Consider the following 16,910-nt stretch of genomic DNA (forward strand, 5'->3'; position numbering starts at 1 on the left):
GTTAAATTACCGGATGGCCGTTTTAGCGAGATCCGACTTTCTGGCGTATAACAACTTTCCGGAAGCGTACCACGGCGGTGAAACAAGCAAAGCGCTAATTTCTGGTGCTGAGCGGGCGGTCGCTGGGGAGAGGGGGGAACACGACATACAGTAGAAAACGCAGCTGACCTCAAGGCACATGTTGTGTCAGTGGGCCGCAGCGCGTCGGATGCAGTAAAGAAGATCCGGAACTCAGGGTTTTCGGATCTGCATGAAGAAGAATACACACTAATGTTATAGTGGCATAAATAATAAATGATTATTGCGATATCATTATTAATGTAATTTAAGCACAGGAACTATAGTTTATTGCTTTAAGTGCAATAATCACCGGCGCATTACAAATTCTGTAACTTCTGCTTCCCGTCGAGCACGTTACCATATTGCAGCCTCAGTCAGAAAATAGTCTCCGAATAGCACAATCTGAATACATAATGCGCTACGATAGAAAGGCTTATAAAACTCAGGGATAAGGAATAAAAACAATGGCTCAACTCAGGATCCGGGGCGTTAGAAGCTACGCACCCGACAGGGATATATGCTTTGATCTGAGCAGCAAAGTGACGCTCATCTATGGCCAGAACGGCTCGGGAAAATCCACGATATCCGGTTATTTCTATGACCGACAGGCTGATAAATACCGACACTGCGTCTTTGAAAGTCCCCACATCAGCCACTTTCAGGTCTTTAATCAGGAATATATTGACAGCAAGTTCGCCCGTTCGGACTACCAGCCCGGGATATTCACGCTCAGCGAAGCCAATCAGGAGAGCCAGGATAAAATAAACAATAATAATAAAGAAAGAGCAAAAATCAGTGTTCGTATAGACAAGCTCAATGAAGAGATCGCAGAAAAAGAAGGAATGATAGGCACAATCACTGACCGCTGTGCCCGGGATATTTTTAACAGAACGGTTAATGAAAGAAAAAGTCTCAGCGATTTTCTTGATGGCGCCAAAATAAAGAGATCATTCTACGAACGAATGGTGGCAACACCACTTTCAGACGTACGCACCACAACAGAGGAACTGGCTGATAAATGGCGGATGCTAAGTCAGAGCGAAGGAACGCTCGTCGCCGAACTTCATCTTCCCCCGACCTCTGTCTTAACTGAAGAAATAAGAAAACTGATGCAGGAGCCTGTTATGCCTGCAGGCAGCACGCAATTCTCCGCCCTCATTCAGAAAATTGGCAATGCAGACTGGGTTCGTCAGGGACAGCATTTTATTCACGACGACATTTGCCCGTTCTGCCAGCAGACTCTGGACGTTACGGCCTTTTCGCGTGAGCTTGCTCAGATGTTTGATGAGACATATCAGACTTCTCTTGCGGCCCTGAGCCGGGCATCAGAACAACTGGCTCAGGACTGTGATGCCCTGGCAGAATTTGAACGCCGCGTGACGCTCCATGCTTTCGTTGATGATTCAAGCCAGATTTTGTCTCTGGTGAAAGCAGTCAATAAAGGCTTTCAGATTTTGTTGCAGCAACTCCTTAATAAAATTAAAGAGCCGTCTCTGACCATCCAGCCAGAGCTTCTCCAGGACCCCCTGGCGTTACTCCGGAATGAAGTCGACACATTCAATACCCGGGTACGGCAGAACAACCGGCTGGCTGAAAACTTCACCGAGGAAAAAAGAACCCTGTACGCTGATGTAATGGCACATCTCCGGGGAGTTTGCGATGAGTTCTTTACCGAACGTGACAGGCAGATTGATGAACTTCGAAATGACATAAACAGCAGGTTGCGTGATGTCCGGATCCACGCAGCCAACAGGCAGCAGCTGGACGAAGAGACGAATGCGCTGACCGGACAACTCTCCGATATACAACCGACCATTGACAGTATCAACGCGAATCTCAGGCTACTGGGGATCACCGGCTTTGAAATCATCTGCCATGATGCTGAAATGAAACTATATCGTCTGCGTCGGGGAAGCGAGCCTGAAAAGGCAGAAGTATTCAAATCCCTCAGTGAAGGTGAGAAAACAATGGTGTCTTTCCTCTATTTCATAGAGTCATGTTCCGGCAGCCTAACCCCCGAAACCATACATCCGGAGAATAAACTTATTGTTATTGACGATCCGATTTCCAGCCTGTCACATAACTATATTTATGAAGTGGCAGCCCTTATTAAACGGAAAATTATAAAGGCAGCCGCGGCGAGACATATTGTGATACTGACTCACAATATGTTTTTCTTCCAGGAAATGCTGCTGAACAGCGGGCGGCTGCAGGATAAAAAAGAAGCACCGGTAAACTGGTCTCTGCTGCGAATCATCAAGTCTGACTACAGCTCCTGCGAAAAGCTCTCCATGCACGAGATGCTTAATGAATACCAGGCGTTATGGCAGACCCTGAAAGACGTCAGGGACGATAAAACCCAGCCTGTTGTGCTCTTTAATACGATGAGAAATATCCTTGAGTATTATTTCAGCTTCGCCTGTAAAAACGAAAAGCTAAAAGAGGCACTAGAGGCGCTGGCGGTAGAACACAGCAATGCCGGAGAGTATGATTCATTTTACAGGGCCATCAACCGCCACTCGCATTCGGACGGCAGAAATCTTTTCTCCACCGGCGTCATCGATAAAGAGCGCTATCTGAAAATGTTCAGAAAAGTGTTCATTCATACCGATGACGATGCTCACTACCTGGCCATGATGGGGGAATCAGAAGCACGGCCGGAAACAGAGGCGTAGGAAGAGTATCGTCACCTGCGGGTACCGTTCACTTAACGCGTCGGGAGCGAGCGCATGTGATTACGCACATGCTCTACGCGCCCGAAACGAAAACGTGTATACCGTACAACGGGTACAATTTTCGGTTTCATGGCGGGTTTCCTTTTACAGTCCGGCTACTGCCGGAAGTCCCTGTAACCATTTACAGGCGGTAAAAAGCGCAGAGGGGAACACCCGAGGTGACGACAGCCTATTATAAACGCCATTCCGGTCAGAGGTAAATCATTCCCACATCAGAAAAAGGGAACGTTTTGTTCGACAGCGATTCGCGCAAAGCCTTGTATAACTGTACCTGATGAAAGCGGCAACTCACTGCTGTTAACTGCCAGTCCACACTCCCATCCCACTCGCTGGTAACCGAATATGATATTTCCAGGTTTACCTTTTTTCGGATCCCTGCGAGGGGGAAGAGGGATTAATGCAGAGCAGGCACTAATTAAAGAACATTGTTGCGTTATCTAGATTGTTGTCTCATAGGAATGAAAATATGCCGATTATTGCCCTAAGTGAACGAGACTCTCTGACGGCGAATCCGCGGCGAAGCTACACGCATCAACTTCATCCTGAGCGTTTTTCCTAACCTTTAACACGATGACGGCTCTGAAGTCCGCTTTGTGCCAGGAGCGGACAACTACACCGATGCTTCCACAGTGCTACACACTGTATCTATATGAATCCCTATCTCAATTGTTGTTAATAAAGTTACTTATTGTAAATCAATACATTGAAGACGGTGCGGATAATACCTAAGATATCGCAACCGGTGTAAGTGCGTACTCCTTTGAGTATTCACTCGCCGGATAGCAAGCATGTGGCCATTGGGCAAGCACTTTGGCTGTACAGTCATCCCATAACCCAGAAATGGTGAAATTATGGTTAGAGAAACTTTGAAACGTAACGGTGGTATCAAATGGCAAGAAAGAATCAAAAAAATGGAGAACCCCTCCATGAACAACTAAGTAAGTTAGAAGCACAGGGACAAATCCCAACGGTAGTTCGTGGGATTGTTCAGCAAAAGCGGTGGCAGTGGGAAGAGTACGAGTCTGGCGTTCACTACGCGGCTCCAACAAACCCCAAGAAAATGGGCCGGTATAATGACCCTACCGCAAAAACTGGCGTCTGCTACACGGCAGATTGCTCCTCTGTTGCGATAGCTGAATCTCTGGGAAGGGTTTACCAGCAAGACCCGGACAATTTCACATTAGGTGAGAGCGACTTGGTAAAAGCCCAGCTGTATACGTTGGAAACAACGCGTGAAACGACAACCATCGATATGCCTCAATTGCAGGCTATGCTGCATATTACCGCAGATAAAACGATGGGCGACGACCAGAGCGTAACCCAGGCTATTACCGACTGGGCTGCAAATAACTCTGAGAATGGCTATGATGGGGTTACTTACGCATCACGCCATTATAGTAGCGCAGGGACATGCACCGCGTTCTGGAAACGCGAGGGGATGGATGGTCCTCTTGTCGATGTAGAACATAGTCCTGTTGATTCATATGTCGATTCTGATAAGCGGAACTACCCACCGAACTGGCAGGAAGAAGACATCTCTGGATTTGAAATCGTGACCCAAACGTTACGCTTCAATGTGTCCAAAGACGGCAAAAAATAAGCGAAGTGGCCCGGCTCTCCGGGCCACTTTTTTTAATGGGCGTCCTGATGACCAAAAAGCGCAGCCTGCTTTCTGATCACATCCATGTGTGAGCTATCGCTGCCATATTTTTTCAATGTTTCAATAACATTGATATTTTCGTCACCGAAAAATTTTAGACCTGTGAAGAAGGATATCTTCGTAACGTCGCTGATATCTCCCAGCTCGGCTAGAATTTCCTCTACTCCGTCAGTTATTTTTTTTCCATCAAACTGAAAAATTGGAAAACGAGTTTCTTCGCCAATTTTAATCGACAGAAGTTTGTTCGCCTTCTGTCTGTTGCTGACCGTTTGACGCTTAACACCCAAGATATCCGCAGCAACACTCGCCCGGCAAGTTCCACCCAATTCCTTCAGTCTATTTGAGAATTTCTCTGTACCCTCAGTCAGCGCACTGATTCTTCTTAGCTCGCGAGGAGACATTTCTGAGTTTCGTTCAATCTGTGATTCAAAAATAATTCGTGCGAGTTCGGTATCAGTAGAGTTAAGCACTTTCCCAAGATTCTTGTCCTTCGACCACTTCACAACAAGCTCAGCGGCCAGGTGATGTATACGATTCATCACAGCTTCTTGCTGTTTTGTTTTCGGAGCCGGGACTTCTTTTTCAAGTGTACTATTCATGCTTCACCTCTCTTTTACACTTATCCTATTAAATCATTGGTAAAGTGTCAAATCAAAGAGCAATAAATGTTCATCGTTGCGCTGCAGACGTATAGACGCAGGTTTCGAAACAGCTGCGGATATCTTATGTTGCACTGCTGCAGACGCGCATTACTGGCATTTTAGGTCCACGCATCGCTCAGGCTGTGTGAAAAAGTTAGCGATCGCAAAAAAGGTGTAGAACAGAGCCGAAAAATGCGCTCCTACGTAAATATTGACGCAGTTGACCAGTCGATCGGACTCCAGTCTTTGCATAACCTCACGCATTTCGACTTTTGGTTAGGGTTTGCACACATTCTGCGCTCATAGCTGACTGTAAGCCTGAACTAAACCTTTCGAAAATCCGATCTAGGCCTTATCTATACTGCTCTCTTGAAAGATTCACCGGCAAAGATCCGACTCTACCTTTTTTCGGATCTCAGGATAAGAGATGAAAAATTATTGCAGGATAGTCAAAGAAAATGACTGATTGTTGCGATTGTCGGATTATTGAAAGATTGAAAATTATAACTCTTCTTTTTTGCTTTTCTGTGAACTCACTTCACCTCCCGCCTAGGGATATATCTCAGGGATGCATGCCAGCCGTGTCCTGAGACTGCCAGTTTCTTCTATGGCTGGGTGCTGCGTAGCGGCCTGCAGCACCTGGTACTGTTATTCAGAAGGGATCGGGAATTTGAGGCTCATCTGCGACAACTGGTACATAATCAATATGTTCAGCGCTATCCAGCTCCAAGAGGAAGATACTGTCGTCAAAACTCAGAAAATGAATTTCCGCGTTTGCCTTTATGCCGTACAAAAATCCAATCTCAAGCGCCGCCGTGTACTGTTCCTGATGACGATAGGAATCACTGGAGACCTCAACTCCATAGTACACACGATCTTCTTTATCCCAGATAGCGCCGGAGTAATCTTCGTAATCGTATTTGGCCATGACATCAATTTTAAACGTGATGTCGTAAGTAGCGTCATCTTTGCTGACGTCAATCAGCTGAACTTCATCAATGCTGACTGCGGTTATCGCTGTTTCATAGATCTCCGGCTCGTACTCTCCGGAGGATACGGGCATGAACTCTGCTCTATTCAGATGTTCCCGTGCCATCCTTATCACGTCATCCTTCAGTTGCTCCAAAATACCATCCGCAAATGTGGACAGTTCCGCCAGCTCTTCATCATTCCTGTTAACCAGGTCTAGCAGCGTATCGATGGCTGGAAGGTAAATATAATTATCATTAGCCGCCGCGACTGCTGCCATGTCCTCATCAGCACTGACAACATATACCTTATGGTGACGAGCTCTAGCCACAGCATCCACTGCGGCAAGGGAAAACGCATCCGGAAACTCTGACTTTTTCGCCTCACGGTGAAACGGTGCGGCGCGGGAAAAATAAGCATCAAAAATGAGTTTCGGATTTACGTCAGCGACGGACACGGATTCCGTTAACCCGTTATCAACTAACGCCCGGAATTTTTTCATAGCCACGCTGAGTACCGCTTCTGAGGTGAGCTCCGGGAAAAGGCCACCTCCAGTGATTTCGTCGGCCACGCATAAAAAACTCCCTTTTTTACGGAAATTTTTATGTTCCTTAACCGCCGTCTCAGCGTATTTTTTCAGATGTAATTCTATTTCTGCGCGAACAACATCGGTGATGAGCAGGTGTATTTTTTTGTCTTCGACGAGCTGCTGAAGCCTGGCCAGAACGAAATGACCGAACTGGAGTTTTTTTGTTTCGTATGCAGAGGTGTCAATAAACACGAGTCTTGTCTGTAGTTCCATGCGGATCTCTGACCAGCTGATTTTCAGATCACTATATCAGCCAGAAAAAGGCAGATGAAGTCAGGGATATGCCGTTACTGCAGTTGTTAAATAGTGAACGGCAGTTCAGTCCATTCCGCTTTTGCTCGACACCGGTATCTGCTCGTTAATCATGCGTGAGCAACCGGAAGTCATACTGAAGCGGCTTGAGCAGGCAGTACTGCGCAACCACCATATCATGGCGCCGCTAACACCTACTGAGAAATGAGCTTCGGAGCAATCGGCAGGAAGGCTCCCCCACGTCACGGCCAGCTGGTCCTCGCGTTCTGTATCTGCTTTGATGCCGCGTTGGCCTGGGACTGGGCAGCGGTGGGCACCACCACGGAAATTACAGCTGCACTGGCTGCAGCCGGGACGCCGATCGGTCCGAACGACACGGCGATTTCCGGACATGCCATCGCTCCCATCGCCGTACTGGTAACCAACAATACCAGGAAATCCGCGCAGGTACTGGGACTGATTCTGGAATGATTGGGTTAACTGATCACAAAGTTATGAAGGGTCTATGAGTTGTGTTTACCATTTCCCCCGTTCTGATACCGAGTAGGGATTGGCATTAAGAGGTTTGAGGTGCCTGGTGCCTCCAGGTGAGCCATTAACCAGCAGTAATGACCCGCGTAACTAACGACAATGTTGAGAGCATTGACTGGTTTGCCCCTCCGCATAGGGGGATTCACCTCAATTTGGAAAAGATAAATATGAATGCAAAAGGCAAATTAGGCCAAATATGAGTAATACAGCCGCTTGGCTGGATAAAAACATAAGGGCACTTAATATTTCCATATCATACATATCTTTATAAAGCATAGTCTCTAAAAGAAATAACCGCTATAAATACTGTGAGTTAGTGACAATTGATATAACCACCTTGCTTTATGTGAATTTAAAGTGTGGCGGCTCTCGTCCGGGAACAGCGAACACGATGAATAGTGGAAGGAGTTAAACTATCCATCTGAGAGCCAAAAAAGGCCGCTCGATTGAACGGCTAAACTCTGGACTGGATTGTGAGACTCAGTCACAACCGAAAAGCGTTCATCCCTTACTGCTTTCCCAAGCCTGTCCAAAACTTAGTTAACATGAACGCTTATCGCTTATGGCTAAGAACTGCCGCCATATAGCGGCGTAAAACTGTTGTACCATATGTTTCTGTTCGGGCATGACTGCACCTACACAGACATATTTGAACAAAACAGTCTCGCGACATCATTTATAATGATTTCTGTATAATTTAAAAAAATCAGTAATGATACAGATAACAATGTTACTACACCAAATCAAAAGGTCAATAACAACTTACTGGTTGCTTCTGGATTAAAGGATAGCCTTATAAATTTAAACGAATCCTAAACGCAAAATATAACTTTTTTAAACGATATAATCTGTATACCTACAGGATTCAAACGATAGTTTTATCTGGCAGTCCATCCCGGAAGGGTTAGTATCATGATGATTCAGTCCAGGTATGAATAGAATTCCAGGGCAATTTGAGCAAAAGGGGTTCATAAAGGAACAAAGATTAAATCTTGTTATTGATCGGTTTCATGATGATTGGCCAAAGTTTTCTAGAAAACGCTGTTGTGTCATAAGACTGAGTTTTGCATTAATTTACAAATAATCTTCGTTGTCGAAACACTTACATCAGTAAGCCAACCTCCAACAGGGAATGTTTAAAGCAATCCGTGAAAATTAATAGTTAACTTAATAATTCATTCTGTCAGCAGTTTTAAGAATTGAATTTATGATTTCAGGTTGAAATTTCTCTGTTTGAAGCTCGAATTTGACTTCCGAGCTATGAGCTGACATAAGCGTTGTAACCCAATTTTTGGATGAAAGACCTGGACTATAGACAGACAGGCAAAAATCACTCCCGGGGGACAAGTAATGAAGGCGTATTGGAGGCGCGCCTTCACGCTCTTTGATTACCCCCTCGCTGACTATCCATCCTTCAGGTGGATGCAAAAGGTTCATTAACGCTGTGGTTAGAACATGCCGTTCTGTATCACCTCTTTGAATCCATGCATTTAATTCAAGTGAATTCATGGTGTTTATTTCCTTTAAGAGATAACGATATTCCTTTCGAGTCATTTAATTTCCTTACTACCATATGATACATGTAAGACAGATTTATATACTTTGAAAATAACTTACACACAGTAATGATAACACGAACTCAAGTTCAATTAAGTGAGATTAAGTGATTAAACGAGATAATAATAATTACCATAACTAAATGCGTTTGATAGCATCATAGAAAATTATGTACTTTTTGTTAAAAGCTTTAATTAAGTGTTCCTAAAATTATAAGTGTAAATTATGCAACACAAAGAATGACGAGAATAGGTGTGTTTGCGTCATGATGCAATGCTGAGATTGTAGGATAGGCAAATTACGATAGTAATTAACGTATAGATAAAAAATGCGACATATAACGCTGTAAATTAATGCAATCACTGTTCATTTAAATGCAGGTCGTTAAACTTACAACGGGTTAAAAACCTGAAGCATAAATCTTGCAGTCATTAAGAAAAATATTTTCCTTAAATAGTCAGGGCCACTGGCAGTTCGACTGTGAGTCATGCAACTTAAAATTTAAGTTTTTCAATCGCGTTTTTTGTGATTGTCATATGTGGCTCCTTATGAAGTATTGAAATGATTCAATACTTCACAGTGACAGGAACAAAATGTTCCACCTGTTAACCTTGAAGATGAAATATTTCGGGATAGATGTGCTGAAAAAAAACAATCTAAACTATCCAAAGGCTAAAGATAATTGCCAGTTCGGACTTATCTGTTAAGAATGTATTTAACTGTGAACGTACATATAAAATTCACTCAGAATATTCTGAGCGCAGAATAAACCGTCACTGACAGCAAGTCATACGGTAAGTGGTATATCAGCATTCAGACAGAATACAAAGTTTTTCCACCTTCAATATCGATGGTAGGTCTGGATGCTGACGTAGCTAAACTCTCCACGCTGTCAGATGGAACAGTCTTTATACCTGTAAACACTTTTCAGAAAACCCAGAAGAAGCTGGCTACACTTCAGCGCTAGTTAAGCCACGAGGGTAAATTCCGCAACAACTGGCAGAAGCAGAAACGCAAAATTCAGTTACTGCATTCCTGTATCGCAAACATCTACAGAGACTATCTTCCCGAAGTCACAACGACCATTGCAAAAACCACGCAATGATCGTCATTAAGTATTTAAAGGTATTAACATGTCCATGTTCGCAGCGGTACATTCAAGCAGCCGGGACGCAATATACGGGCAAAGCCATCGATACTGGATCAGGGCTAGTATGAATTACGCCGCCAGCTTGAATACAAGCAGCTCTGGCGTGGTTGTCAGCGTTGCGCATACTGTAGTCATATAGCAAAAGCTGATGTAAATGGCGCTCGTAATATTTTATCGGCGGGACACGCCAAGCTTGCCAGTGGAGGAATGGTGCAGTCAGGCTGCCCGTTAGCGGTACCTAATGAAATGATTCAGGCGACAGCCTGAACGTAGCAGGAATCCACGTCCTTCAGGGCGCGGAGGATATGAACAAAACAATAATTCGCTACATCCAATACCTTGATGTTAAGAGGCTAGTAGCGCTCGACACAGACCTGTGACCGGGCTTAAGCCCGCGAACAGGCGAGTAAGCGCAAGGTCGTGAAGCCGATATAACTGCGTACGCTTTTATCCACATATACACAGCTATTTTTAAAGATCTTTTTTATAGATCTTTTTATAGATCTTTTTAGGGGTATCGTCAGCCCTTTGGTACCAAGCGTTTCAGCTGCTTTACTGTGACAATTTGCACTCTATGTGTGACAATCTGCCCTCTTTCAATGCTGTTTCAGGTGACAATTTGCCCTTAGATCTGTGACAAATTGCACTTGGATTTCCTTCTTAACCACAAGCTTATTGACAGAGATATTATTCAGTGACAACCTTTAAGTTTGTCACACTTCTATAGGCAGCAGGATGACCGATGTACCTCTGATAAATGCTAGGCGACGCAAAAACAGTCCACGTATTGTTCAGTCTAACGAATTGACTGAAGCGGCATACAGTCTGACCCGCGATCAAAAAAGAATGCTATACCTCTTTGTAGAACAAATAAGGGGATATGACGGTACGCAGGATGAGCATGGTGGGAAATGTGAAATTCAGGTTTCACATTACGCTAAGACCTTTGGTTTAACCTCTGCAGAAGCTAGTAAAGATATCCGTCATGCCCTCAAGGGGTTCGCAGGTAAAGAAATCACGGTTTATCGCCCAGAAGAAGACGACGGAGAGGAGAAAGGCTATGAGTCCTTTCCTTGGTTCATTAAAAGGGCCTATAGCCCTGCCAGGGGTGTATACAGCGTGTACATTAATCCTTTCCTAATTCCATATTTTATCGGTTTGCAAAATCGCTTTACGCAATTCAGGTTAAGTGAAACAAAGGAAATCACAAATCCTTATGCTTTACGCCTCTATGAATCACTGTGTCAGTATCGTAAGCCAGATGGCTCCGGCGTGTTATCACTGACAATCGAATGGATAATGGAGCGATATCAGTTGCCTCAAAGTTATCTGCGCATGCCTGATTTCCGCCGCCGCTTCCTCCTTCCAGTTATCGAAGAAATCAATACGAGAACACCAATGGAAGTCACTTACATTGAGAAAAAGAAGGGGCGCCAGACCACACATATTGTGTTCAGCTATTTCGACGATCAACGTGTTCTGCCGTAAGTGAAAACCACGTTATCTTAGTACTAGAGTCTGGTGTATCACATCATCTCTCTAGAAATTTGAATCTGATTACTCACATCTTATTATCATTTTTTCTTAAATATCAACGAAATAATACGAGAATGCACATCTTCAGTTTGAGGGTGATTTGTCACACTTGCGTTGACAGAAACCTATAATCGAGGGAAGTTGTAACGTAATTGTTTTTCTTTTTCCTTTATAAGGCCTGGTTCAGTAGGTAAGTCATTTATATCGTATTTATGCATATCAATCTCTCGATATGATGGTTTAATTTGAGGGTCCTTTGTCACACTTGATAGTTGCAGGACGTCTTATACCGTGTCGTTATGTAGGCACAATGTGTGCTGACAAAGACGATGAATGGGAGGGTGATTTGTCACAGATATGAACAAACTGCGTTGATGTGAGTCTTTGTGGCTATGGAACATAAACGTTTTAGGAGGCAACAAGCTCCCTTAAAGCAGAAAGTATCGCATTACAGATGCTGAGGGTGATTTGTCACAATTGGCATATGTTGCAAATGTATTACAGGAAACAGACCTACTTCCATAGATAATCAAAAAAAAATAATGAGGGCGATTTGTCACAGATGAATGCAGGTTTTCCAGTGGTGACCTTGACTAAGCACATGATGTTAAACCAATTGATACTTCCCTCTCTAAAGGAAGGGGATTCTTGTTTCGCGGGGTCGAACCTAAGCCGCGTTAAGCGGTTTAGCGTATGCCCCGTAAACCCTCGCCCAATCGGGCGGGGATATAAGGGGAGCTAATCAGAGGTTTTCTGCGAGGCAACATAAGCTTTCAATGTTTCTATTGTTGCGCCGCCAGTACTACAGGCGAAATAGGAGCGTGACCAGAGCACCCCGCTTTTACTCACCTTGCGTAAATTCGTATTCAGGATGCGCACCCGGCGGCTACTGACCGATTTCAAATTATTCACCAGCACGCTGATAGACAGTTTCGGCGGGTACGCTATCAATACATGGACATGATCCGCTTCGCCGTCCATTTCCAGAATCTCAATTTCCAGCTTTTCCGCTGCACTTTGAAAAGCTTCACGTATCTGCTGGATCATCATGCCGTCGAAAACCTTACGGCGATACTTTGTCGTAAATATCAGATGCACAACCAGTTTGCTGACACTATGGCGACGTGAGAGATAACCCTCAAACGCCTTGTCGTGTACACTCACTTGCATAACCTCGAACTAAACCCTACATTGTGCGAATTCTATGCCTGAGCACTGAAAATGAAAAGAGCTACCAAAGTACGCATTTACCCCGACGCAGAGCAAGCCGCATTTTTAAATGCGCAGTTCGGCGCAGTGCGTTTTGCGTACAATAAAGCCCTTCATATCAGCCGCCACATGTACAAGCGCCACGGCGTTTCCCTCAAGCCAACGCGCGATATTAAGCCCTTGCTGGCAGTGGCGAAAAAGTCACGCCGCTATAGCTGGCTCAAAGAATATGACTCACTGGCGCTACAGCAGGCGGTGATCAATCTGGATAAGGCATTTGCCAACTTCTTTAACAAAAAGCTCAAAGCCAGATTCCCCGTCTTTAAAAGCAAACATGGCAAGCAATCCAGCTATCATCCCAACGGGAGGGTACTAACTGACGCTATCCAGTTGCCGAAAATCCCCGCTATCCGGGCAAATATTCACCGGGAGATCGTAGGCAAAGTTTCGAGCATTACGATCTCCCGCAACGCGGCGGGAAAATACTACGCCTCAATCCTCGCAGACGATGGGCAGGAAGCGGCTGCAAAGCCGACCTTTATTACCCGCGTGGCGGGCTATGATTTGGGGTTATCTCACTACCTGATTGGCAATTACGGCGGCAAGGAGGCGAATCCCCGCCATCTGGTCAACGCATACCGCCGCTTACGCCGTGACAGCAAGTCGCTATCCCGTAAGAAGCTGGGGAGCGCAAACCGTCGCAAGGCTCGCTTGCGCCTTGCCGCACAACACGAACGGGTAGCCAATGCCCGCGCTGACTTTCAGCGCAAACTTTCCAGACAAATTATCGACGAAAACCAAGCGGTGATTGTGGAAACGCTTAAATCAGCAAATATGATGAAAAACCGTCGCCTTGCCCGTTATATCGGGGATGCGGCATGGTCAGGATTTGTGGCTAAACTCGCGTACAAAGCGGAGTCGGCGGGCGTCCACCTGGTCAAACTAGATCAGTGGTTCGCCAGCTCGAAAACCTGCCATTGTTGCGGTCACAAGATGCCAGAAATGCTGCTCAAAGTGCGCGAATGGACTTGCCCTGGCTGTAATGCTGAACATGACCGCGATATCAACGCGGCGATCAACATACAGCACAAGGGCATAACAGAATTAATGGCGGCGGGTCACGTCGTCAAAGCCCATCGAGGCTTGCGTAAGTCTGGCTCTATGCCAGTTGCAGCCTAAGAAGTGGGAAACCTCGCCGTTTACGCGGGGAGCAGTCACGATTTAAAGACTCTCCACAAGCGAACGTGGTCAGCCCAACCGCTTTTATATTTCGTGCCGCGCTAATGTCACGGTCATGGTCTGCACCGCATTCGGGGCAGTGACATTTCTCCAGGCCTTGTGGCAATGCTTTATAGATATACCCGCACCAATGGTAACGCTTTGAGGACGGGAAAAAGCGGTTAATTCTGACGACGTTACGCCCCGCCCATTCACCTTTTTATTCAAGCTGGCGCACTAACTCACCCCCATCTCGCGTCTGCTATCGCTTTGGCTCGTTTCGGGTTGCGGATCATATTCTTCACTGCAAGGGATTCAGCGCAAACAACCTGGTTTTCGTTAATCAGTGTGCGGGACAACTTATGCAAGTTATCCAGACGACAATCGGCAATTTACGCGTGGATGCGGGCTATGGATCGGTTTTTCGAGGCTTGGTCTTTTTGCTTAGACGGCGCTGGAGTAGTGCCAGACGCTTCGCATATTTAGCGGTGACCGGCAGTGATACAGGTTAAAACTCGCAGAGGCATGATACAAAGTACCGTCCAGCGGCGTCTTTGGCGGTCTTGACGTAAATGCCGCGAAGAATGTAAACGCTGCGGGGCTGGCGGTGTTAGCCTACGGAACGATTGAAAACCATAAAGCTGCTTAATATGGCTAAGGCAGGTTGTGTTAAAGGGGAAATCCTCACCCTTAGGGTGGGGGAGGAGACAAACCGGAATGTTCAACAACCGGGCATAGTGTCACAGTTACCTCGGCGGCGTAAGCCCGGAAGACTTTAACTGACCTTATAATGAAGACAGGATATATCTACTGTAGTGAGATCAGTCCATGAAAGACATCCGAGATGTCTGTTAAAACCCGCGGCGAACCCGCACTACATAACCTCATGCTTTACTTATCTGGCATTTATGAGGAAGTTTTGAATGCGCTTAGAACTATTGGCGCTGCATCAATTGCCTGTTCTGTGTAATTGAATTACGGGAAATAAAAGTGCTGAATGACACAATCAGCATATCAGGCAATAATGACTTATAAGTCGTAAAAGTTTAATCTTTATGGGTATAAAATCTTCTTCTTTGTTCTTTGAGTATAAAAGCGAAATAATAAATTGACAACGTATTCTTATACCTTTAAAAACACAGAAATTATTCAGAAATACATACAAACGCCGGTGCGTATAATCCCCCAATTATATGAGCCTTATCAAGAATATCCAGTGTGCCTATGTAAATAGTGTGTGGAGAAGTTCGTTGTACAGAGAAAAAATTTTGATCGAGTAATGACTGATGTGTATTATCTTGCCCTGCAGTTAAAACCTCAATATCAAAAAGTTGATAAATGTTATTATTTTTATGTGTGTACTTGAAGTGATAGTCTCTCCGCACTTTATAAGTCAAATCAAAATGAGTAACAACTCCATCCATCGAAAGACTCCCACTACCATCTTTAGAGAATGTAATAATGTTATTTGTAATCATCATGAATTGATTATCAAGAACTTTTTGTTCATAATATGATGAACATGAAAAATTTAACTTATTGTTTTGATTGACAGAAATAAAAAAACAAGCCATAAATAAAATTAATAAAACCGACATCATGATTATAATTTTCATTTTAATCATGTTCTTGCTTCCAGTCATTAGTTAAATAATCTCTACATTGATAGTGTTGTTTATCGTCTCTCATACAATAAGAAAGAAAAACCTTCCCTTTCGCGTAGTTTATAACGTGAGCATCAACGTGTATGAGAAAAAATCCGGACACGTCACATTGCATTTTTGACGAAGAGATTACGTCATTAATAATTTTTATGGTGGGGATCAATGAGTCATGTTTGTACAACTTTATGTTATACACAGGACATCCGTTGTAGTTATAGATAAGTGAAGATGAGGTTTCGCTCTTTGGATTGAATTGGAACGATGCTAACATCAGTATTATTAACACAAGAATCAAAATAAATATTGAATGATTGCGTGCCGAAAATTTATTCTTTTTTAGAATGCTTAATTCTTTCGTTAAGTCAAGAACGCTTGTGTCCTTATTTTTAACGATTTTTATAGATATCTCGTTATTAAAAATAAAACCTGTTTTTGGTATGGTTTTGATGACTTCGGAATTGACGTTGAAGGAGACAAAAATCTTTCTTAGCATCGATATATATTGATTAAGTGTGTTATTGGATGCATTAAGCCCGTATTCTTCCCACACGATTTTTAATATTTTATCACGTTCCAATATTACACCCTGGTGATTCAAGAGTGTCATCAGTAAACGATTTGTGGAGACGTTTAGCACAACTTTATTTTCCGGATTGTCGATCTCCCACATAGTACCATCAACAGTACGGTAAAATAATGACTCTTCGATTATATAATTCATTAAATTACCCTTACTGAGTGATTTGGCAACAACATATAATTCTGTGTATGCAGGTGTGGTTTATTACTAGTAGCATCATGCGAATGCTATCATAATATTGTGCAGATTGATTAATTTTCAAGTTAATAATAAAAAGTATATTTTTCAATATGTCATTAAATGCTGTCTTTTATGTTAATAACGCTGTGAATAACAACGATCGGGTGTTGTGTTTTTGTTAATTTTGGATGCGTCTAATAAAAAATTAATGCGTTACTGATTAAAGAATGCAGAGTTTTATATCGTGGAAACTTTGTCTTATTACACTTAACAGGTGAGATGTATCGCTAGTTTGATGGGGATATCATGAATTAATCGTTGTTTGTGCGCATGCGCTTCATTATATTTTTAATGATGCAACACGGGTATTATATTTCTG

General features: G+C 43.9%; 10 protein-coding genes and 3 pseudogenes. 6 read left to right on the top strand and 7 right to left on the bottom strand.

Features of this window, described 5'->3' with window-relative positions; translation table 11 throughout:
- The first annotated feature begins 524 nt into the window (after nt 1-524).
- Both DAI21_RS22590 and DAI21_RS22595 read left to right on the top strand, forming a co-directional pair.
- Entirely contained in the window at nt 525-2,735 is a 2,211-nt protein-coding gene (locus tag DAI21_RS22590) for an AAA family ATPase (protein WP_107704355.1), read from the top strand.
- Between the two features lie 949 nt (nt 2,736-3,684).
- Complete coding sequence (locus DAI21_RS22595) at nt 3,685-4,395, top strand: RES family NAD+ phosphorylase (protein ID WP_107704356.1); 711 nt, start codon at nt 3,685-3,687, stop codon at nt 4,393-4,395.
- A gap of 32 nt (nt 4,396-4,427) precedes the next feature.
- Here DAI21_RS22595 and DAI21_RS22600 read toward each other — a convergent pair whose 3' ends face one another.
- Nucleotides 4,428-5,054, bottom strand: a complete 627-nt coding sequence (locus DAI21_RS22600) for a DNA-binding protein (RefSeq protein ID WP_107704357.1) — start codon at nt 5,052-5,054, stop codon at nt 4,428-4,430.
- A gap of 694 nt (nt 5,055-5,748) precedes the next feature.
- Nucleotides 5,749-6,867: a PIN domain-containing protein gene (locus tag DAI21_RS22605; RefSeq protein WP_107704358.1), complete on the bottom strand. Its 1,119-nt coding sequence runs from the start codon at nt 6,865-6,867 to the stop codon at nt 5,749-5,751.
- Nucleotides 6,868-7,018: 151 nt separating this feature from the next.
- On the opposite strand from DAI21_RS22605, the pseudogene DAI21_RS22610 reads away from it, so the two are divergent.
- Nucleotides 7,019-7,390: pseudogene (locus DAI21_RS22610) on the top strand (VapC toxin family PIN domain ribonuclease).
- 1,214 nt (nt 7,391-8,604) lie between these two features.
- Here the strand turns inward: DAI21_RS22610 and DAI21_RS22615 are convergent.
- Complete coding sequence (locus DAI21_RS22615) at nt 8,605-8,991, bottom strand: conjugation system SOS inhibitor PsiB family protein (protein ID WP_107704359.1); 387 nt, start codon at nt 8,989-8,991, stop codon at nt 8,605-8,607.
- A gap of 775 nt (nt 8,992-9,766) precedes the next feature.
- Here DAI21_RS22615 and DAI21_RS23130 point away from each other — a divergent pair.
- Together DAI21_RS23130 and repE are read left to right on the top strand one after the other, a co-directional pair.
- Nucleotides 9,767-10,411 (top strand): annotated as a pseudogene (locus tag DAI21_RS23130) (RNA-guided endonuclease InsQ/TnpB family protein); the annotation flags it as partial.
- Between the two features lie 468 nt (nt 10,412-10,879).
- Nucleotides 10,880-11,632 carry a replication initiation protein RepE gene (gene repE / locus DAI21_RS22625; RefSeq protein WP_107704360.1) on the top strand — a complete coding sequence of 251 codons (753 nt, stop codon included), beginning with the start codon at nt 10,880-10,882 and terminating at the stop codon, nt 11,630-11,632.
- A 786-nt stretch (nt 11,633-12,418) separates the two neighbouring features.
- Here repE and tnpA read toward each other — a convergent pair.
- On the bottom strand, nt 12,419-12,844 hold the full coding sequence (tnpA, locus tag DAI21_RS22630; protein ID WP_234419543.1) for an IS200/IS605 family transposase: 426 nt from the start codon (nt 12,842-12,844) through the stop codon (nt 12,419-12,421).
- Nucleotides 12,845-12,901: 57 nt separating this feature from the next.
- Between tnpA and DAI21_RS22635 the strand changes: the two genes are divergently transcribed.
- A complete protein-coding gene (locus DAI21_RS22635; protein ID WP_107704362.1) occupies nt 12,902-14,068 on the top strand; it encodes an RNA-guided endonuclease TnpB family protein in 1,167 nt (388 codons plus the stop codon).
- Here the strand turns inward: DAI21_RS22635 and DAI21_RS22640 are convergent.
- The 3 genes and pseudogenes from DAI21_RS22640 to DAI21_RS23575 form a co-directional block, all read right to left on the bottom strand.
- Nucleotides 14,049-14,675: pseudogene (locus DAI21_RS22640) on the bottom strand (RNA-guided endonuclease InsQ/TnpB family protein); the annotation flags it as partial. The gene DAI21_RS22635 and the pseudogene DAI21_RS22640 overlap by 20 nt on opposite strands.
- 577 nt (nt 14,676-15,252) lie before the next feature.
- Nucleotides 15,253-15,732: a hypothetical protein gene (locus DAI21_RS22645; RefSeq protein ID WP_107704363.1), complete on the bottom strand. Its 480-nt coding sequence runs from the start codon at nt 15,730-15,732 to the stop codon at nt 15,253-15,255.
- Nucleotides 15,725-16,492, bottom strand: a complete 768-nt coding sequence (locus DAI21_RS23575; protein WP_107704364.1) for a winged helix-turn-helix domain-containing protein — start codon at nt 16,490-16,492, stop codon at nt 15,725-15,727. The genes DAI21_RS22645 and DAI21_RS23575 overlap by 8 nt, the downstream gene beginning before the upstream one ends.
- Nucleotides 16,493-16,910 lie beyond the last annotated feature (418 nt).

The sequence above is a fragment of the Lelliottia sp. WB101 genome, assembly GCF_003051885.1.
Taxonomy (GTDB): Bacteria; Pseudomonadota; Gammaproteobacteria; order Enterobacterales; family Enterobacteriaceae; genus Enterobacter; species Enterobacter nimipressuralis.